The sequence below is a fragment of the Providencia sp. PROV272 genome (genome assembly GCF_049901975.1).
Taxonomy (GTDB): domain Bacteria; phylum Pseudomonadota; class Gammaproteobacteria; order Enterobacterales; family Enterobacteriaceae; genus Providencia; species Providencia stuartii.
Genome location: NZ_CP096291.1, coordinates 2911408 through 2932270 on the forward strand (window position 1 = coordinate 2911408; position 20863 = coordinate 2932270).

14 protein-coding genes are annotated in these 20863 nt (G+C 41.2%); 9 read left to right on the top strand and 5 right to left on the bottom strand.

Annotated elements, in window-relative coordinates; translation table 11 throughout:
* Window positions 1–283: 283 nt before the first annotated feature.
* Both pgm and seqA read right to left on the bottom strand, forming a co-directional pair.
* Window positions 284–1918, bottom strand: coding sequence for a phosphoglucomutase (alpha-D-glucose-1,6-bisphosphate-dependent) (gene pgm, locus M1E93_RS13410; protein ID WP_004918135.1), 1635 nt, complete (start codon window positions 1916–1918; stop codon window positions 284–286).
* Between the two features lie 61 nt (window positions 1919–1979).
* Window positions 1980–2528 (bottom strand): replication initiation negative regulator SeqA, encoded by a 549-nt coding sequence (seqA, locus tag M1E93_RS13415; protein WP_004918133.1) that lies wholly within the window; start codon window positions 2526–2528, stop codon window positions 1980–1982.
* A 310-nt stretch (window positions 2529–2838) separates the two neighbouring features.
* Here seqA and ybfF point away from each other — a divergent pair, with 310 nt between their 5' ends.
* From ybfF to fur, 7 genes are all read left to right on the top strand, one after another.
* On the top strand, window positions 2839–3621 hold the full coding sequence (ybfF, locus tag M1E93_RS13420; RefSeq protein ID WP_072502949.1) for an esterase: 783 nt from the start codon (window positions 2839–2841) through the stop codon (window positions 3619–3621).
* Window positions 3622–3852: 231 nt separating this feature from the next.
* Window positions 3853–5940: a peptidase domain-containing ABC transporter gene (locus M1E93_RS13425; RefSeq protein WP_104873364.1), complete on the top strand. Its 2088-nt coding sequence runs from the start codon at window positions 3853–3855 to the stop codon at window positions 5938–5940.
* Between the two features lie 17 nt (window positions 5941–5957).
* Window positions 5958–7286 carry an HlyD family type I secretion periplasmic adaptor subunit gene (locus tag M1E93_RS13430; RefSeq protein WP_231405865.1) on the top strand — a complete coding sequence of 443 codons (1329 nt, stop codon included), beginning with the start codon at window positions 5958–5960 and terminating at the stop codon, window positions 7284–7286.
* Window positions 7287–7289: 3 nt separating this feature from the next.
* Window positions 7290–9398 carry a type I secretion system permease/ATPase gene (locus M1E93_RS13435; RefSeq protein ID WP_102780679.1) on the top strand — a complete coding sequence of 703 codons (2109 nt, stop codon included), beginning with the start codon at window positions 7290–7292 and terminating at the stop codon, window positions 9396–9398.
* A 169-nt stretch (window positions 9399–9567) separates the two neighbouring features.
* A complete protein-coding gene (ybfE, locus tag M1E93_RS13440; RefSeq protein WP_004918124.1) occupies window positions 9568–9861 on the top strand; it encodes a LexA regulated protein in 294 nt (97 codons plus the stop codon).
* Window positions 9862–10007: 146 nt separating this feature from the next.
* On the top strand, window positions 10008–10535 hold the full coding sequence (gene fldA / locus M1E93_RS13445) for a flavodoxin FldA (RefSeq protein ID WP_014657842.1): 528 nt from the start codon (window positions 10008–10010) through the stop codon (window positions 10533–10535).
* Window positions 10536–10708: 173 nt separating this feature from the next.
* Window positions 10709–11158: a ferric iron uptake transcriptional regulator gene (gene fur / locus M1E93_RS13450; protein WP_004918120.1), complete on the top strand. Its 450-nt coding sequence runs from the start codon at window positions 10709–10711 to the stop codon at window positions 11156–11158.
* A gap of 303 nt (window positions 11159–11461) precedes the next feature.
* Here the strand turns inward: fur and M1E93_RS13455 are convergent, their stop codons facing one another.
* A complete protein-coding gene (locus M1E93_RS13455; RefSeq protein WP_014657841.1) occupies window positions 11462–14140 on the bottom strand; it encodes a beta-N-acetylhexosaminidase in 2679 nt (892 codons plus the stop codon).
* Window positions 14141–14208: 68 nt separating this feature from the next.
* A complete protein-coding gene (chiP, locus tag M1E93_RS13460; protein ID WP_004918116.1) occupies window positions 14209–15606 on the bottom strand; it encodes a chitoporin ChiP in 1398 nt (465 codons plus the stop codon).
* Window positions 15607–16079: 473 nt separating this feature from the next.
* On the opposite strand from chiP, the gene M1E93_RS13465 reads away from it, so the two are divergent.
* Complete coding sequence (locus M1E93_RS13465; protein ID WP_004918113.1) at window positions 16080–17516, top strand: MFS transporter; 1437 nt, start codon at window positions 16080–16082, stop codon at window positions 17514–17516.
* A 36-nt stretch (window positions 17517–17552) separates the two neighbouring features.
* On the opposite strand, the gene ansB is transcribed toward M1E93_RS13465, so the two are convergent.
* Window positions 17553–18596 carry an L-asparaginase 2 gene (gene ansB / locus M1E93_RS13470; RefSeq protein WP_014657840.1) on the bottom strand — a complete coding sequence of 348 codons (1044 nt, stop codon included), beginning with the start codon at window positions 18594–18596 and terminating at the stop codon, window positions 17553–17555.
* Between the two features lie 178 nt (window positions 18597–18774).
* Here ansB and ycaO point away from each other — a divergent pair, with 178 nt between their 5' ends.
* Window positions 18775–20529 (top strand): 30S ribosomal protein S12 methylthiotransferase accessory factor YcaO, encoded by a 1755-nt coding sequence (gene ycaO, locus M1E93_RS13475; RefSeq protein ID WP_004918110.1) that lies wholly within the window; start codon window positions 18775–18777, stop codon window positions 20527–20529.
* Window positions 20530–20863: the final 334 nt, after the last annotated feature.

Genomic DNA, 20863 nt, shown 5'->3' on the forward strand with positions numbered 1-20863 from the left:
TCAATTTCAACAATGTTTGTTAAATTAACTCAGTAACTATGGTTGTATCATCACCTGTCACTTGCTGCAACGGTTATTGTCGAGTTGATGGGAAATACGATAAGTTGAATTTATTGATAAAAAAGAGAGGAATTTTGTTAATCCCGTCACAACAAATACCACCACAATATTATGAAGCGATAGTGGACGAATAAAAAATATAATCCCGATTATGGCCTGTTTTGCATAATCGGGATTTGAAAATATTTTGCTCTAGCCAGTTAGGCATTAATGATACGGCTGATTAAGCAATAACCTTATTCACAATCTCTATTGCTTCTTGTTCAATTTGGCGTAAATGCTCTTCGCCACGGAAACTTTCACAATAGATTTTGTACGCTTCTTCCGTGCCGGATGGACGAGCGGCAAACCAACCATAATCGGTCATGATTTTTAGCCCGCCAATAGAAGCGCCATTACCCGGTGCCGTCGTTAAACGTTGAGTGATCTTATCGCCCGCTAAAGAGTCCGCAGTGACCATCTCTGGCGACAACTTACTGAGTTTCGCTTTTTGCTCATGGGTGGCTTTGGCTTGAATACGACTATAAATAGGCGCACCAAATTTTTCGGCGAGTTTGTTATAACGTTGCTGAGGGTTTTCCCCTGTCACCGCAGTAATTTCCGCCGCTAGCAAACATAAAATGATACCGTCTTTATCTGTCGACCAAGGTGTGCCATCAAATTTAAGGAAAGACGCTCCGGCACTCTCTTCGCCGCCGAAACCCAATTTTCCGTTAAACAAGCCATCGACGAACCATTTAAAACCAACGGGTACTTCGACAAGTTCACGTCCAATATCGGCAACAACACGGTCAATCATGGCACTTGAAACGAGTGTTTTCCCGACAGCGACCTCTTTCCCCCATTGTGGGCGATGCTGGAATAGGTAATCGATCGCGACCGCAAGGTAGTGGTTTGGATTCATTAACCCTGCTGGGGTGACAATACCATGACGGTCATAATCAGGGTCGTTGGCGAATGCTAAGTCAAACTTTTCTTTCATCCCTAATAGGCCAGCCATCGCCCAACGCGATGAGCAATCCATGCGGATCACGCCATCATGATCAAGCGGCATAAAACGGAATGTTTGATCTAATTGATCATTCACCAGTTCAAGATCTAATTGATAATATTCAGCAATCTTGCGCCAATATTCGATGCCAGAACCACCGAGTGGGTCGACACCTAATTTTAAACCTGCTTTTTGAATCGCCTTCATATCCACCACTTCACCCAGTGCGGCGACATAAGGCATGACTAAATCTTGTTCGGTGACATAACCACTGACCAGCGCATCTTCAAAAGAAATACGCTTAACACCCGTAAGGCCGTTTGCGAGTAATTGATTTGCTTGCTTTTCGATAACCGATGTTAAATCGGTATCAGCAGGGCCACCATTTGAGGGATTATATTTTATACCGCCATCTTCTGGTGGGTTATGAGAAGGTGTAATGACAATTCCATCCGCAACATCTTGATGGGATTGATTATAACTGATAATCGCATGGGATATGGCAGGCGTCGGAGTAAACCCGTTATCGGCTTGGATAACCACATTGACTTGGTTTGCAGCTAACACCTCAATAACCGTAATAAATGCCGCTTCAGACAACGCGTGGGTGTCTTTGCCGACAAAGCATGGCCCTGTTAGCCCTTGCTTTTTACGTAAATCAGCAACCGCTTGAGCAATAGCAAGAATATGATTTTCGTTGAAATTTTTCCTACTTGCACTGCCTCGATGCCCCGATGTTCCAAACTTCACTGCATGTTCAGGGTTACCGACTTGTGGTTTTAGTTGATAATATTGAGCGGTTAGTTGTGCAACATTAATCAAATCTTTCTGAAACGGAAGCTGCCCTGCGCGTTCATGTATTGTCACTTGTTATCTCCCAATGCACTGGTGCCCTATTTGTGACACCAGCGATGCCTCAATTTTTCGATTAGATAGTATTACAAACTTTCTCAATCACATTGGCAGGGAACTGCATTTCCTGCATGATTGCTTCAACCATGCTGCGTTTGCGATTGGTATTTGTGTTGGTGATCACCCAAAATGGCGTTCCCGGAATATGCCGTGGTTTTGACTGCTTACCTGCGGCTAACAGTGTTTGCTCATCGCCAGCAAAATAGACACGCGTACGACCATGCATTGACTCTGTCGCATTAGCAAAAACAGTGGCGTCTAAGCTATAGAGTGTCGATAAAATTAGCATAAAGCGGTCGATGGCTTTGCTTTTTTCTGCATAAGCATCAGAGAGTAAAAGCTCCCTCATCACCCTAACTGGATTTTGCGGCGTAATGGCTGTTTTTTTTGTCTCGACCGCCTGCTGCGGCGGCTGTTCGTTGCCGAGTTCTTTAACGACTTGTACTGGCTGACCGGACTTTAAATTTAACATACGGCGCAAAATATCCGATGCACTTTCACCGATATGCAGTGTGTGGCTGGCAATATAGCGGTAAAGCTCTTCATCAACTTCTATCGTTTTCATTTTTTCCCAGTACTTTTTTAACTAAAATTTGCGTTGGGATTATAAGATAGATTTCAAGAAAACAAAACAATTAAAATTTCAATAACTTAAAGTAAACAGCACACTAAGTTCAACGATATTTCAGTAAGTTATCATCTGATTGGTGGTTTTATGTTTAATCAGAAAAAAATACAATAATGAGAAGAATGAGACCTTAATATTCCATTTATTCTTTTATTGATAGCATTGAATAATTAATCGACCCGTTTGGATTTTGCTAATGTACATGCCATCATATCGTTAAAGAAGATAAATAAGCTGAAAATGAACTATGACAAACCTGCTAAACCATACTATTCATAAACCTGAAACTCCGGTATCGTCTACCCCTGTCGTGCTGATCCACGGATTATTTGGTGATCTCAATAATCTCGGTGTATTAGCCCGCGATTTACAAAAATATTTTGTCACCATCCAAATTGATGTCAGAAACCATGGCGACTCATTCCGTGCCACGACAATGGAATATCGCCAAATGGCACAAGATGTCATGACACTCTTACAATCCCTTGGATATGAAAACGCCATTTTGATTGGTCACTCCATGGGCGGGAAAATTGCGATGGCAGCAACCGAAATTGCCCCTCATTTCGTAGAAAAAGTTGTGGCTATTGATATGGCGCCTGTCGCTTATCAAGTTCGCCGCCACGATACCATTATTGCGGCTCTCGAAGCGGTGACCCACGCTGGCGTCAAAAGCCGCCAAGACGCGACGGTCGTCATGCGCGAATACCTTGATGAAGAGAGTGTCATTCAGTTTTTACTCAAATCATTCCGCCAAGGCGAGTGGAAATTTAACCTGCCTGCCATCAAAGAAAACTATGAGTCTATTATTGGCTGGGAAACCGTTCCGGCTTGGGATAAACCTGTTCTATTAATCCCCGGCGGTAACTCCCCTTATGTGCAAGCCGAATATAGAGAAGAGATTGCCGCACAGTTCCCAAATGCGAAAGCATGGGTCGTCGCGGATGCAGGGCATTGGGTTCATGCAGAGAAACCAGATCATGTACTTAGAGCCATACACCGTTTCTTAGATTTGCCCGAATACCAATAAATTCAAGCTTTATTTATAATGAAGGGAATATATAACCCTTCATTATAAACCAAATAAGAACCAATAATATATAAGACAAACTTCAATACACTGATAACTATTATTTCTGTATTATCTCTGTGAAAACTATCCATGCTATTTCATCTATTATTGCTAACATTATTTTATCAGCAATAAATATCAACCATCCTATATGACAAGCAATAACCCAAAGGAATATTCACAGAAAAAATGGAAAGTGAAAATACTCAGTCAACACTCTACTTTATTGGCATCATCATTAAGTTAACAAGTGATATTAGTCAAGACGAGTTTAATACCATCACCGCAGAGAAAGAAAGTTTCCGTGATACATTAAAAGCGCTTCAAAACAAGCTTAATATAAAGTGTAAATATAAAAATCAAACCAATAAAAACATTAGTAAGATAGATTCTCCTTCTATTATTTATGATAATGATAACGTAGCTTATCTATTAGCTAACTTTAATCATGAGCAAGTTCTTATTCAGCGATTTGGTAACCATCCTCCAGAATTATGGAGTATGGATAAGTTTATCCAAATGTGGAGTGGTAAATGGCTACAGGTTAAAACCAAACAAAGCCAATTTGATATTACTTGGTTTAAAACAGAATTTTTGAAATATAAATATATTATCGCTAGCGTTTTATTATTTTCATTTATTTTGCAAATACTCGCTTTAGTGACACCAATTATTATCCAAGTCATTATGGATAAAGTGTTAGTGCATAATAGTATGGTGACATTAGATCTGCTGATCTTTGGTCTTATTATTGCCGCCATCCTTGAAGTGACGCTTAAAGGGCTGCGTGAGTATGTTTATAACCATACTGTTAACCGTATCGATATGACTTTAGGGTTAAAGCTGGTCAATCATTTACTGCATCTGCCTCTTTCGTTTTTTAAAACTCGGCAAATTGGTGCAATCGTTACACGCGTTAAAGAGCTAGAGACTATTCGCGAATTTTTGACAGGAAGTTTTTTTACACTCTGTGTTGATGTGCTCTTTTTATTTGTTTTTCTTTATGTCATGAGCCTATTATCCTCAACCTTAATGTTGGTTTTTTTATGCTCAATTCCTTTCTATTTATTAGTTGCTTGGTGGCTGACGCCTAAAATTGAGGCCGCGGCCCATAAGCAATTTGCAAATATTGCCATCAACACCTCATTTTTAACCGAAAGTATTAATGGTATTGAAACAGCCAAAAGCCTCTCAATAGAGCCCAATTTTACTCGCCGCTGGGATCAGCAAACTTCTGATATGAGTCATACGACATTTGCGGCAGGCCAAATCAACTCCCGCTCTGAACATATTGTGATGGTGATTGAGAAATTAACCAGCGCCGTTATTTTGTGGATTGGTGCCTCTGAAGTCTTAGCCTTACAGCTTACTATTGGTCAATTTATTGCATTTCATATGATGGTCAATCATGCAAGCCAGCCTCTTGTTAAGTTGGTTAAGCTCTGGGGGGATTATATTAGAACCAAAGTTGCCATCGAAAAATTAGCGCAAATTATCAATTTGCCGACAGAGCAAACAAAACAAGCGGATAATAATACCTTAAAAGGCCATATCCATTTGCGTAATATCTCTTTTCGCTATCAACCTGACATGCCTTATATTCTCGATAATTTTAATTTATCGATTCAGGCTGGTGAAACATTAGGCATTGTTGGTACATCTGGCTCAGGGAAAAGTACTCTTGCACGTTTATTACTCCGATTATATACCCCTGAGAAAGGAACGATCCTATTAGATGGCACTCCTCTTTCATCGATGAATATTCATTCGCTCAGAAGGCAAATTGGTATCGTATTACAAGAGAACTTTCTTTTTAACCAAACCGTTTTCGATAATATTGCGCAAACTTATCCCAATGCGTCAATGGATGAAGTCATACATGCCGCCAAAATGGCGGGGGCCCATGATTTTATCTTAAAATTACCGATGGGTTATGACACCATATTATCCGAAGGAGGCGCATCACTGTCTGGGGGACAACGCCAAAGAATTGCTATTGCACGTACACTGCTCGCCGACCCTAAAATTATTATTTTTGACGAAGCCACCAGCGCATTAGATGATGAGTCTCAAGCTATCATTCAAAAAAATATGCAGCTTATTGCTCAGGGCAGAACGGTAATTACGATTGCTCATCGCCTTTCTACTATTCGTCATCACCAACGTATTATCGTGATGCAACAAGGCAAAATTGTTGAACAAGGAAGCCATCAACAATTACTTGAGCAAGGCCAGTTTTATCAACATTTATGGGCGTTACAGCAATCTTTTAAATAATGACACGGATGTTAGTTATGAAACAAACAGCAGCAACGACACGGTATAACCATTTTTTACCGTCACATTTAGCACTATTAAAAAGCCCGCCATCTTACCTAGCCTTAACAACGGCCATCATTATCAGTATTGGCATTTTATTTGCGATTATTTGGTCATATATCGGTAAATTAGATATTCAAGCGACGACACAAGGCCGATTGGTCGTTTCCGGGCGAACACAAGTTATTCAAGCCTTTGAGCTTAGCCGCTTACAACATATTTATGTGGCTGATGGACAACACGTCAAACAAGGCGACCCATTATTAAGTGTTAATGTCTTAGGGATCAATCAAGATATTCATAATCTTAATTATCAAATTCATTTTCAACAAATTGAAAAATGGGTACATCATGCGTTATTAAATCAAATCTCCCCTGAGCTCACTCCGGAGTTTGCTAAATTATTACCTACAGAGCAGCAACGCCTTTTAGAAAGCTATCAAAGCTTAAAAAATGAATATGATGCGTTACTCAATGAGATTGATAATGAAATAACATTGAATAGAACTCATTATTCGGCAAGAGAGCGTGAATTAAAAGACGTTAATACTTTGATCATCAATATACAAAAACGCCTTGATGCCCATCGGGTATTAAATAATCAGCAACTGATTAGCCAAAAAGAGTTTTTGGAGCAAGAGCGTGAACTGTTAATGGCGAAAAAAGAGAAAACCTCAAAATTATCCGAGCTAGCGATCCTCAATAGTCAACATTCCGCACTACATGAAAAACGTCACCGACTACAGACACAGAAAGCCCAAGAGTGGTATGAAAAATATCGCCAAGCTGAATTTAAATTAGTTTCAGCGGAGCAGGAATTACTAAAAAACCAAGAAAGAGAGCAGTTAAAAATTATTCGTTCCCCTGTAGATGGTACAGTACAACAACTCGCGACCTATACTTTAGGTGCCGTATTACAGCCAGCTCAACAATTGATGGTGGTTGTGCCCAATAATGACGTGCAATTAGCCGAAGTCAAAATTCTCAATAAAGACATTGGATTTATTCGTGAAGGCCAATTAGCAACGGTCAAAATAGATGCTTTCCCCTACACACGCTATGGCACTATCGATGGTGAAGTCATTTCGATTTCTAGAGATAGCACCCAAGACGAGCAATTAGGTTTGGTTTTTTTAGGACAAATAGGTTTAAAGAAAAAGAGCCTATTGGTTGAAGGCAATCACATCGAATTAACCCCTGGTTTATCGGTCACTGCCGAAATTAAAACCGAAAAACGTCGCGTCATCGATTATTTACTTAGCCCTATTCAAGAATATACCACCACCGCCATGAGGGAAAAATAATCCATGACTGCGACTGAAACAAATTATGGTTTAGAGGCTTTAGTGTGGGTGGCAAACCATTATCAAAAAAATGTCACTAAAGACCAATTAATGCATGCTATTGGCATGAGCTCTGATTCACCGACCGACTGGGAGCTTAGAGAATGTGCCCACATTATAGGCTATGAAAGTGAGCTTGATGATTTAGACAAACAGCAAATTGCTAACCTTCCCCTTCCCGCACTAATTCGTATTCACGATGTTTGGTGGGTGCTGGCAAACAATCATGAGGGGGCGTTAGTGTTAATTCACCCCACACAAGGTGAGCTTTGTCTGTGGCATGAACATAATACAGAGGTAAATAGCCGCTTTGCCGTGTTATTAATCAAAGAACAATTTGAAGCCGAGCAAAAAAGAAAGTTTGGTATTGGCTGGTTTATCCCTTCAATATTACGTCAGCGCGCCCAATTAAAGAATGTTTTTATCCTTGCAGCTGTCGTGCAACTTTTTGCCTTAGTTAGCCCATTATTATTTCAAAATGTCATTGATAAGGTACTTGTTGGACGTAGTTTAAATAGCCTTCATGTCTTGGCAATAGGCATTATTAGTATTGCCTTTGCAGAGCCGCTTTATAGTTTTCTTCGGAATAAAATTTTTAGCCATACCAGTACACAAATTGGCGCTGAATTATCAGGAAAACTCTATCGGCACCTAATGGCACTACCATTGGGCTATTTTAAGCGGCGCCCTACAGGGAAAATTATCGCTCGAATTCGTGAAATGGCCCATATCCGCCAGTTTTTAACTGGCTCTACCTTGATGCTATTTATCGATTTACTCTTTGTTAGCCTTTTTATTGCCATTTTGTTTACCTATAGCGCCATTATGTCATGGCTTCTCATTGGCTCTTTGGTCATCTTTTTTATTTTATGGATGATACTCGGCCCCATTATTCGGCAACAAACAGAGAAGTCCTATCAAGCCGATGAAAATGGGCTAACCTTCTTAACAGAGGCTGTCACAGGGATTGAAACGATTAAAACGACAGCAACTGAAACCTATTTTTATCGTCGCTGGCAAAAGTTACTCAGTAAACAACTTATTCAAGGTTTTAAAGTCACCTTGCGTAGTGAGGTCGCCTCACAGCTAATGGCTCTCGTCAGTAAAATTACCACAGCGCTGTTGCTTTGGGTGGGTGTCAAAGAGGTGATGAATGGGGGGATCACCCCCGGTGAATTGGTTGCCTACAATATGTTAAGCGCTCATGTCACTCAACCTGTACTTCGATTAGCGCAAATATGGCAAGATTTTCAGCATACCATTATCTCTCTTCGCCGTGTGGGGGATATTTTGGATGAGCCTATTGAAAATGAACGAAAAGGCATTGTCAGTTCGGCATCTATTCAAGGCCGTATTGAGTTCCAAAATATTCGTTTTCGTTATCAACCCGAAGCCCCAGAAGTGTTGAGCCATCTTTCATTATCCGTTAAAGCGGGAGAGTTTATCGGTATTACTGGGCCTTCTGGCTCTGGAAAAAGTACCTTAACGAAACTACTGCAACGGTTATATATTCCACAACATGGTCAAGTGATTGTCGATGGGATGGATCTTGCGGTTAGCGATACGGTTGCTCTGCGTCGCCGCATGAGTGTCGTACTTCAAGAAAGTATGTTGTTTGTCGGTACTATTGAAGAAAACATTCGTTTGAGTAAACCACAAGCCAATCATGATGACGTTGTGGAAGCGGCTAAACTTGCAGGCGCCTATGACTTTATTATGTCACTTCCTGAGCAGTTTAACTCCCCTCTGTCAGAGCGTGGACTGAATCTTTCGGGAGGGCAGCGCCAGCGCATCGCACTCGCTAGAGCGTTACTGACAAAACCGGATATTTTGATTTTGGATGAAGCTACCTCGGCATTAGACTATGAATCCGAAGCCGCCATCATGGCGAATATGCCTTTAATCACACAAGGACGGACAGTGATCAGTATTGCGCACCGTTTGAATACTATCATGCATGCGGATCGCATTTGTGTAATTTGCGACGGTAAGGTGGCTGAAATGGATAACCATCAAAATTTGCTTCAGCAAAATGGGTTATATGCACATTTATGGCGGCAGCAAACTCAATAATAGTACCGTCAAAGCACCAGCATTCGCTCGGCTGGTGCTTTTTCCAACAAACAGCTCTTTTTTTTACTATCAATAACTTTCGCTCGACATACGCTATGGTACAAGGGAGTCAGCTAGGGTATTATTGCGCGCTGGATTATTGGTATACGCCCTTTAGCAGTAAAAATATATGGCAAAAGAACAAACTGATCGCACCACCCTTGATTTGTTCGCTGAGGAACGCAGGCCTGGGCGACCTAAAACAAGTCCGCTGTCGCGGGATGAACAATTAAGAATCAACAAACGTAATCAACTTAAGCGTGATAAGGTCAAAGGACTACGCCGCGTTGAATTAAAACTTAATGAAGATGCTGTCACGATATTGAATCAATTGGCGAATGAAAAAAACATGAGCCGTAGTGAGTTGATAGAAGAGATGTTAATGTCACAGCTAGCGCTAGTCTATGAGCCTTCTGGTCAATAGTTTCGTCTTCATAAACCACACAAATTCGACAGATTTATTCACGCTTTTTCGCCAAAATAGGGTCAAAATTCTAGGTACTTTAGTTCAAATTTAGCCCTATCTGGCTTTAGTAAACCAGATTGGAAAAACAAGAGGTTATTCACTTTATGGCAGTCATAGGCATTTTCTTCGGTAGTGACACTGGTAATACAGAAAATATTGCCAAGATGATCCAAAAGAGATTAGGCAACGAGAACGCGGAAGTTCATGATATTGCAAAGTGCAGTAAAGAAGATATTGAAGCATTCGATATTCTGCTTCTCGGTATCCCAACTTGGTACTATGGTGAAGCCCAATGTGATTGGGATGACTTCTTCCCAACACTCGAAGAAATTGACTTTGAAGGTAAACTTGTTGCTTTATTCGGCTGTGGCGACCAAGAAGACTATGCGGAGTACTTCTGTGATGCGATGGGAACCATTCGCGATATTATCGAGCCACGCGGTGCAGTGATCGTCGGTCATTGGCCAACTGATGGCTACCATTTTGAAGCATCTAAAGGAATGGCGGATGATAACCACTTTATCGGCCTTGCTATTGATGAAGATCGCCAGCCGGAACTCACCGAAGAACGTGTTGATGCATGGGTACAGCAAATTTCAGAAGAGATGTCTTTGTCTGAAATTTTAGGCTAATCGACTAATTAGAAATAGGCTTATTAATACTATTATAATAATGCGACAAAGCATGGTTTCTATTTTTTATTTCCATGCCTATAATTGTAAATCAGTTTAGAAGACAACTGAATTTATGTTAAAAACGTCTCATTATTGTTAAATTTATGATTTAAGATACAGGACAAACCCGCATGACAGACAACAATAAAGCATTGAAGAATGCTGGACTCAAAGTCACTCTTCCAAGATTAAAAATATTGGAAGTACTTCAGGAGCCTGAGTGCCATCACGTCAGTGCGGAAGATCTCTACAAAAAGCTGATTGATATGGGCGAAGAGATCGGTCTGGCTACAGTTTACCGCGTATTAAACCAGTTTGATGATGCAGGTATCGTGACACGTCATAACTTTGAAGGCGGTAAATCCGTTTTTGAGCTGACTCAACAGCACCATCATGACCACTTAATCTGCCTAGACTGTGGAAAAGTCATCGAGTTCTCTGACAAATCCATCGAAGAGCGCCAGACCAATATCGCTGCACGCCACGGTATTAAACTATCTAACCACAGTTTGTATCTTTATGGTCACTGTGCTGATGGCGATTGCCGTGAAAATGCGGATGCACACGATCCAAAAGAGTAATTACCGTAAATCTTTGCCTTTAACTGACTATAGATAGTTTTTAAAAAGGCTGTGGGATTTGAGTCCAGTACTCACTGGGCTCTAGCCTTCCCCACTTCATATTAATGCCTTACTTATCCTGTTTTGAGATCTTTCAAGAACCTAACGAGTCCCCTTCAATCCTTTGTCAGCTGAGTAAAGATTAAGTCGTATGGTTGATAGGGTTCTGATACCCAAGCTCGGCGGGTAATAGAATGTGATTATTGTATGGTGACGATAAAACCGTGAGGGAGCCTCTTCATTCGCTCCCTCACCACATACCCGTTATTTTTGAGTCACGATTTCTACACGACTCGCCCTCGCCCCGTCTGGACTTTTCGCTCTTATTTTGACGTTCCCATTGACTTTGGGTGGGTTATCCGCCGAATAAACCTGCCAGTTATCGCTATCTGCCAATGCATACTCGATAATTAAGCTAGGGTAACTGATATTCGCCAGTAGCACACCGTTTTCAATTTTTGCACCAGGAACAGGGATACGGTAGGCAACTCCGGCTCTATCTAAGCGGCGAAGCTCTTTTTGCCCTACGATAGTCGCAAAACGGTTCCAATCATCTGCTAATTTTTGCTGTGAAACATATTGGGTTTTACCACCAATATATTCACGCCCTGATTGATAATCATTTTCCCATTGCGCCTTATGCCACGCTCTTTCTGCCAGCGGCAAAATGCGAGGGAATAACATGTATTCGACCTTATCATCCGTTCTGACGGCTTCACTCCACAATTGCCCTGAAAGACCATATACGCCCGGCCAAGGCTTGTCGCTTTTCGCACTGAAAGGATTCCCATCTCTATCCACTGAGGTTTCAGCATTTTGAGGGAGGTTATTCGGAGCAAAAGCAAAGACTTTTTGTTCATCACTCGCGCGTGTTGCCCAGTAGTAACCACTTTCACTTGGGTTAACTTCATAAGGCATATCAAAATAGACATAGTCTGGGTTGGAGATAACCACTTGGTAGCCTTTGTTTGCCCAATCATTTGCCGAGTCAAAGCCTCCCCAATAGAGAGTATCCCAGAAATTAACGCGAACATTGTCAGTGGCGAAATCTTTCGCACTCGAAGCGTCTTTTAAACCATCCTGCCATGCTTGCATTGTTGTAACGCCTTTTTGTTGCAAACTTTTACTCACCTGTTTAGCAAAATGGCTGGAAAGATGGTCAAAATCGCTGACATCCCCTTGCTGAATTAAAGCCTGACATGCTTTCGATTTTGCCCATGGCTTATCTTCGCGCTGTTTATCAATAATACCTTTGCCCGGCTCAATAGGGCCGCGTTTATCTTGGAAGCCTGCACCTAAGCGAATATTTTTCGCCTCATCACCACCAAAATGCCATGTTTTCAGTGGAACACCTGCTTCATCGTGCATCTGCATCACTTCACTGACGACTTTATTGACAAAGTTCTGTGATGAATCTAAGCAAGGGTTTAAATAACTGCGCTTATCATAAAACTGTACCGATGTGGTTATTGAAGTATCTGATGGGTCAACTAAGCGGTACTCATTTGCCCCTTGTTCATCGCCCGCCGCGCTTAACTTATTATAACGCGCCTCCATAGCAACAACGGCTGCACGTGCATGGGCTGGCATATCAATTTCAGGGATCACCTCAATGTTGCGATCTTTGGCATAACGTAAAATTTCAATATAGTCATCACGTGTGAAATAGCCGCTCCCCATATTATTATTGTCAGCCCCCGACCCGAGTTGCGGCAATAAACATTTTTGCTCAGTTAAATCATGGCAACGCTGACTTCCCACTTCCGTTAATTCAGGTAAACCGGGGATCTCTATCCGCCAACCTTCATCATCGGTTAAATGAAAATGGAATTTATTTAATTTATAGCGTGACATCTGGTCAATTAATCGCATCACCACCTGTTTACTGTGGAAATTTCGTCCAACGTCTAAAAAGACCCCACGATATTCCATACGTGGTTTATCATTCACGACCATTGCTGCCACTTTCGGTGTGTCACCTTCAGTTACTGCTGACAATAATGAACCTACACCATAAAATAACCCTATACGGTCATAACCAATAATTTCGGCTCGTTGCGGTGTGATCACTAATTTGTAAGCACCACTCACTTGATCTTCAGTAGAAAATTGCTTAGGTGCGATTTTTCCTTCAATGGGGAACCCGTGACTATTTTGTTTTAGCTTGCTCAGTTGTAAGTGTTGTTCAATAACAGCTAACTCACCTTTCGTTAGCCCATTTAGTTGTAATTTAACGCCTTTACTCAGATCAACATCCTCTGACTGCAAACTGATATCAAATGGCGTAGGTAAGATTTGCCCTCGCAATTGCTGCTCAGATAACGGTTTCATCGCTAAGTTTTTTTGATAGCGGTTTTCTGGCGTCATTAATAGATTGTTATCGGCGTCGGTTCGTTTCCAATTTTTCAGTTCAAAGGGGGTAACAAAGGTTGTTGGATCTTGAGTATCAGTGCTCTTAAGGTTGCGTGGGGATGCATCTCCCGATGTCGCGTACCACCTAGGCATAAAGTCTGAATAACTAACCTGCCAATATTCTCCCGTTAGCGGTAATACCACTTTTTCGTGGGCTTTAATCCCTTTAAATTGCTCTGTTGGTGTAATTTTATGAAGGTCGCCTGTAATATGTGTGATCTTAAATTGCGGGTTATCTTGTTTTAGAATCTGTCTAATACTATGAAAATAAAGCGCCCAATCGTTGGATTCAATCGCAGTATCGCCATTTGTTAAGGTAATATCGACACGGTTACATGCAGCCCAATCGGCACCCAGTGCAGCACAGTGAGTACCATGCTCACCAGCTTGGTTATCAAGCACATTTATTTTCACATCTATATCACTTAATGCATCGACGACTTGAGCCGATGATTGTTCAGCATTTACTGCGGTAGAAAAAAGTGTTGCTGATATGAATAATGCTAAAGGACTTAAATAATTCTTTTTCATTGTGACCTCAATATTAAATTCAAAATCAACCACTGCTATTTTATTTTTTAATAGCAGTGACCGCGCTATTAAAAAATAGTAAATGGCATCATGACCATAAACTTAATATCTTTTTCATCTTGAAATATATTGCCGAACCCACCACCATAGCTTGGAATATCTGTATGGTTGTCATATTTAGTAAAATGTAATTTAAATAAGGTATCTTTCGCCTTACCTGTCTGAACGGTATATAAAATATCAACGTTCCAAGCCGTTTCTTTTAATTTTACATCTTGAGCATATTGTGTATTCGTGCTGGGTTTAGCATCCCATCCATAAATATATGATGTTCCTACTTTCCAACCAGCAAGATCCCATTTAGCTAAATCGTACATCACCCCCGCAAAGAGCGCTTTTTCATTATTCGCGTTATAATCGGAGCGCCCATCCCACCAAATATCTAATCGCCCATTTGATGTCGCATACCCCGGGGTCATACGCTGTAAAAAATAGCCCTGATTCCCCTTTGCCTTCACATAAGTGCCTTCTAATCGAAAATCAAACTGATCATAGGTATAGCCAAACGTCACGGCTTGCAAGAACGCCAATCCATCGTAAACATCATTAATGCCACCATTGGTTACCTTATCTTTTGCTCCATAAAATTGATAAGACATCCGCAGGTCACGTGTAGCCACAGGAACAGCATAAGAGGCCTTAGCAAAGTACTGGTCCATATAGCCTTTTGCTTGCCCATAAGCCGCCTCTAAAACAAGGTTATTTTTAAAATCATATTTAAAACCAAGGGATTGCAAATAACTGATCCCTGTTTGGCCATCCGCTTCACGGAAGTTATACATATCGCGATACCAAGGCGCTTTATAACGGTCTGTCCACATATATGACAGGCTCAAGGCCCCTTGTTGTGCGAAATCAAATACCCCACCGATTTCGAAACCCCGATAAGTTCCGGGCATATAGCTCCAGTGAGAAGCTAATAGTGTTTGTCCTGTTGGTTGGATATAACCGCCTCTGCCCCAAAACGGACCATATTGCATTTTAGCCGCTGCTTTATAGACGCTGACACCACTTCGATCACCGGTCCATTTTTCATCCCAACGCGTTTTTGCATCACTAAAACCAATTTCATTAGGCGCCGCTGGGCCACTATTGGATAATTCTATGGCTGTAAATGCGGCTAAATCTAAACCGATGACATCCTGAAAATAACCTGAAGAATAATCAAGGCTGGCATTCACGGTTGAATGTTTAAGGTTGTCGACATATTTCTTATATTTATCGCTTTCTGGATTTAACTCTTTCCTCGAACGGTCACGTTGCCAATAATACAAACCGCCTTTAAGGGTTGAATCATCTAAAAATTGCTCAGAAAAACTTATTGGTTGATAACTAATAGGAAGGAGTGCTATTCCTATTTTAAGCACGAGTATTCCCCTGCCACGATTGACATTTTTATTAACCATTCGATGTTTCCTCAGTTTTTTATATTATTTTTCAGTGATAAATTTCAGTAGCCGCCCGTTAAGTAATGATTAGTTTTGATAAACAAAATACGAGTACCTACTTAGCCTATTTTTCGCAACGCGAATTATCAAGGCTAAAAATATATTTATTCCTAAAATATGAGCCAAGACACATTAATTTTTCTATTCATTTACAGTACTAATTATTCGAATTTATGGTATTTATCGAATTAATATCCTGATTTTAGGATAAAATGCAGGCAAAACACTATGGACAGAATGGGCATTTTGGACTTATTTCAACATAAAAAATAACTACATTTGAATGTAATCGTTTCATTCAAACTTGCTAAGTTGATTCATAACTGCTTTAGTTGATGAATAGTTTTTCACTCATAAACAGATCAAGTGAATGATTTTAGTGAGGGAAAATAAGGCGATTCAATAAGAGAAATAAGAGGGATCCGTCACACGTGAATATAGAGAAAAGTCAGCAGGAAGGTTGGCGTACACTACTCACCGGTAAGAATCTCTGTTTAACACTTGCCTTATCGGGGGGGATTTGCCTCCATGCGATTAATGTTTATATCACCATTACCACATTACCTTCCGTTGTACGGGATATTGGCGGCATTAATTTCTATGCTTGGAATACCACACTGTTTATTCTGTCTTCGATTATTTTGTCCGCCCTTACCTCACGGATCCTCAATTATTTTGGCCCCAAAAAAAGTTATGGGCTGGCGACGTTGATTTTTCTTGTAGGATCCGTTATCTGCGCTATCACCCCCTCAATGCCAGTGATGCTCCTTGGCAGAGTGATCCAAGGGGCTGGTGGCGGGATTTTACTCACCTTATCTTACTCAATGGTACACATTGTATTTCCTCAACATTTATGGTCGAGAGTGTTAGCGATGATGTCGAGTATGTGGGGAATGGCAACATTACTAGGGCCAGCACTGGGTGGCGTATTTGCAGAGTACGATATATGGCGAGGAGCATTTTGGTGTCTGGTCGTAGTCGGTATCCCTTATTTATGGCTGACTTGGCGGATTTTGCCGGCAAAAAATCCCCATGAAAACTGCCCTCAACAGCCGATTCCATTACAGGCCCTTTTACTGCTTTCTTGCGCCGTGCTCGCCATCTCTCTAGGCAGTTTAAGTCAAGACAAATTTATCCCTATTGGAGGGATGTTTATTGCCGTTTTACTGTGTGCTCGATTAATGGTTATTGAGCGTCGTGGTCATAATACGCTTTTCCCTTCGGGAACATTTCGCTTTTCTGCACAATTAGCGCCTATTTACCTCACGATGGCATTGTTGGGTCTAAGTGTACAAACAGAGGTTTTTGTTCCCTATTTTTTACAGATATTGCATGGTGTGGCTCCCTTGTTATCAGGCTATTTAGCGGCCCTAGTCGGTGCGGGTTGGTCAAGTGCCGCCATTGCTTCCTCATCACTAAAGCCGACGGTTGCCGTGCGAATTATTCGTTTTGCTCCACTATTCACACTGGTAGGCCTAACCACTCTTGCATTGTTCATAACAAAAATTATTGCTATTGAAGCATTTCAGGTATGGATTATTTGTATTGGTCTATTTATCACTGGCGCAAGTATTGGTGCAGCATGGCCACATTTGCTCACGCGAGTATTGCAAGTCTCGGCTGGAAGTGAATCTCAAAAAGCGTCGTCGGCAATTACGACCTTACAGCTATTTTCCACTGCTTTTGGTGCCTCTTTGGCAGGTATGATCGCTAACCTTGCAGGGCTTTCTTCACCTGGAGGGATTGAAGGTGCGCAATCGGCATCAATATGGCTCTTTATACTCTTTTCCTTAGTACCTTGCTTTGCGCTAATTACCGCTAATATTGTCGCCAATAGGGTGGATTTATCTGCGAAAAGCTGCGAATAGAGGGTCATTCCCCCTATTCGCTAATTTTAGTGTGGGTTAGTATTTTTCAAAAAGTGCCTGAATACGTTTAGGATCTTTGGTTTCAGTCAAGGCTAATTGAAGTAAAACACGTGCTTTTTGCGGGTTTAAGCGCTCTGAAGCTACAAAGCCATATAAGTTATCATCCACTTCAGCGTTACGAGTGGTGTAGCCTGTTGGTACACGGCTGGCACGAACGACAACCACATCCTCTTTAGCAGCAGTGGCTAATGCATCAAAAACCGTTTTATACATGTTGCCATTCCCAACCCCCGCACTCACTATTCCCTCAACTCCCTCATCACGTAACGCTTTCACAGGGGCAGCAGAGGCATTAGCATAGTTATAGACAATGCCAACTTGAGGTAATTTATCTAATTTACTGACATCAAAGGCTGCTTTATTATCTCTAGGCTCTGCTGGTTTATAAAAAGTCACTTTGCCATCATGGATAAAACCTTGTGGGCCTGCATTTACTGCCTCAAACGCTTGCACTTCGGTTGTGTTCATCTTAACGACATCACGCCCTTGGATCACTTTATCATTCATTGCCATTAAGACACCGCGATCCCCCGCTGATTTATCCGTCGCTACCACCACCGCATTATATAGGTTGAGAGGGCCATCAGCCCCCAGTGCAGTCGATGGTCTCATTGCGCCAACCAATACAATAGGTTTTTGACATGATGTTGTTAAATCGAGGAAAAAGGCAGTTTCTTCTAACGTGTCTGTACCATGAGTGATCACAAATCCATCTGTTTTATCACACTCTTGATTGATTTTTTTCGCTAACGTTAACCAGACTTGGTCATTCATATCTTGGGAGCCAATATTGACCACTTGCTCGCCATTAAGATTCGCTATTTTTTTGATTTCAGGCACTGCATTGATGAGAGCATCAATACCGACCTTTCCGGCTTGGTAGCTTGAAGATGTTGCTGATTCACCACCTCCTGCTATCGTTCCTCCGGTGGCTAATACGGTAATATTTGGTAGTGCAAAAACGGATGTACTTGCCAATGAGAGCGCTGTCGCCAGTAATATTTTATGACTCTGTTTCATCCTATAACCTCTCTTTAAATAAACTACCGTTATTATGTGGATTTGAAACTGCATTTCCGTGATACCGATAATTATTTTAGGCAAAATAGTGGGGATTAGGATAATTTTGCGTGAGGTGTGTAACAAAAATCCGTATCATAGCCCCCTATAATTCTCCCTATTGATAAGTAACAAAATCATGAGCCAAACATTTATTCCTGGCAAAGATGCCGCCCTTGAAGTTTCCATCGATGCATTTCAAACAAAATTGAAAAAGCTCGGTTTTGATATTGAAGAAGCCTCATGGCTGAATCCTGTTCCTAATGTTTGGTCAGTCCATATTCGAGACAAAGCATGCCCTCTGTGCTTTACGAACGGCAAAGGCGCGAGCAAAAAGGCCGCTTTAGCTTCTGCACTCGGTGAATATTTCGAGCGTTTATCAACTAACTATTTCTTTGCCGATTTCTATTTAGGAAAATCGATCGCTGAAGGTGATTTTGTTCATTATCCCAATGAAAAATGGTTTCCTCTTACCGAAGACGATAGCTTACCGGAAGGTATTTTAGACACTCGCTTACGTGAATTTTACGATCCTGATAATGCTTTGGCAGGCAGTCAGTTGATCGATTTACAATCGGGTAATGAAGAGCGTGGTATCTGTGCACTGCCTTTTACTCGCCAATCCGATAACCAAACGGTTTATATTCCTATGAATATTGTCGGCAACTTATATGTCTCTAATGGTATGTCGGCAGGCAACACGGCAAATGAAGCGCGTGTTCAAGGCTTATCTGAAGTCTTTGAACGTTTTGTGAAAAACCGCATTATTGCTGAACGAATCAGCTTGCCTACCATCCCAAATGAGATCATGGCTCGCTATCCTAATGTGGTTGAAGCCGTTGCCACACTTGAAAAAGAAGGCTTCCCTATTTTCTGTTATGACGCCTCTCTTGGTGGTCAATTCCCAGTCATTTGCGTGGTGCTATTTAACCCACAAAATGGAACCTGTTTTGCCTCTTTTGGTGCCCACCCTGATTTTGGTGTTGCTTTAGAGCGTACCGTAACAGAACTCTTACAAGGCCGTAGCCTTAAAGATCTTGATGTGTTTAATGCGCCGACATTCGATGATGAGGAAGTGGCTGAGCAGACTAACCTAGAGACCCATTTTATCGACTCTAGTGGTCTTATTAGCTGGGATCTCTTTAAAGACGATGCCGATTACCCTTTCGTCGATTGGAATTTTAAAGGCACAACACAAGAAGAATTTGCAACACTTATGGGTATTTTTAATCAGCTCGGCGCCGAGGTTTATATTGCTGATTATCACCACTTAGGGGTTTATGCCTGCCGTATTTTAGTGCCGGGTATGTCTGATATTTATCCTGTCGAAGACTTGCATATTGCCAACAATGCGATGGGGGCACATTTACGTCATACCATTATCACGCTGCCTGATAGCCAATGGGAAAAGCAAGATTATCTGGCATTAATAGCGCAATTGGACGATGAAGGCCTCGATGATTTCACGCGTGTACGAGAGCTACTTGGCCTTGCCGTAGGTAAAGATAATGGCTGGAGTAACTTGCGTATTGGTGAGTTAAAATCCATGCTGGCGCTAGCAGGTGGTGACCTAGATCAGGCATTAGCCTGGGTAGAATGGACACAAGACTTTAATAGCTCCGTTTTTACCGCTGAACGAGCTAACTATTATCGTTGTTTGCATACCCTGCTACTACTGAGCCAAGAAGAACAACGTGATGCGTCACAATATTATAGCGCTTTTGTCCGTATGTATGGGCAAGAGACCGTCGATGCGGCATCCGCTGCTATTGCTGGCGAATCTTGTTTCTATGGTTTGTGGTCCATCGATGATGAATTAACTGCGCTTCCAGCTCACCAAGCGCTACTTGCAGCCTATGAAAAACTGCAAAAAGCAAAACGTGAACATGCCTAATTGTTTTCTAACTCATCATTTTTAGATAGTGGCCTTCGGGCCATTATCTTTATATAAGTTAAATTAATTAAAATCACCGCTCATTTTGCAATATTTAAATAACAAATCACCGGTTTTATTTACCTATATTCTCTGAGCAAAGTCAGAATATAAAAATTTTTAATAAAATTTAAAAAATATTTAATTTATAAAAATCAATTAGATAAATCGAAATTTAACCATTTTTCAACAATTTACGTCGATTTCTTACGATGGTTCATGATCCATATCAAATTTCTTAGTTATGCCGTTTGTTACTATGATTGCGTGCTATAATTAATCAACTTAGTAAGAG

Bases quoted from the DNA above. Each gene is read 5' to 3' on its own strand.
- seqA (WP_004918133.1), bottom strand. From the start codon at position 2,528: ATGAAAACGATAGAAGTTGATGAAGAGCTTTACCGCTATATTGCCAGC.
- ybfF (WP_072502949.1), top strand. From the start codon at position 2,839: ATGACAAACCTGCTAAACCATACTATTCATAAACCTGAAACTCCGGTA.
- M1E93_RS13425 (WP_104873364.1), top strand. From the start codon at position 3,853: ATGGAAAGTGAAAATACTCAGTCAACACTCTACTTTATTGGCATCATC.
- M1E93_RS13430 (WP_231405865.1), top strand. From the start codon at position 5,958: ATGAAACAAACAGCAGCAACGACACGGTATAACCATTTTTTACCGTCA.
- M1E93_RS13435 (WP_102780679.1), top strand. From the start codon at position 7,290: ATGACTGCGACTGAAACAAATTATGGTTTAGAGGCTTTAGTGTGGGTG.
- ybfE (WP_004918124.1), top strand. From the start codon at position 9,568: ATGGCAAAAGAACAAACTGATCGCACCACCCTTGATTTGTTCGCTGAG.
- fldA (WP_014657842.1), top strand. From the start codon at position 10,008: ATGGCAGTCATAGGCATTTTCTTCGGTAGTGACACTGGTAATACAGAA.
- fur (WP_004918120.1), top strand. From the start codon at position 10,709: ATGACAGACAACAATAAAGCATTGAAGAATGCTGGACTCAAAGTCACT.
- M1E93_RS13455 (WP_014657841.1), bottom strand. From the start codon at position 14,140: ATGAAAAAGAATTATTTAAGTCCTTTAGCATTATTCATATCAGCAACA.
- chiP (WP_004918116.1), bottom strand. From the start codon at position 15,606: ATGGTTAATAAAAATGTCAATCGTGGCAGGGGAATACTCGTGCTTAAA.
- ansB (WP_014657840.1), bottom strand. From the start codon at position 18,596: ATGAAACAGAGTCATAAAATATTACTGGCGACAGCGCTCTCATTGGCA.
- ycaO (WP_004918110.1), top strand. From the start codon at position 18,775: ATGAGCCAAACATTTATTCCTGGCAAAGATGCCGCCCTTGAAGTTTCC.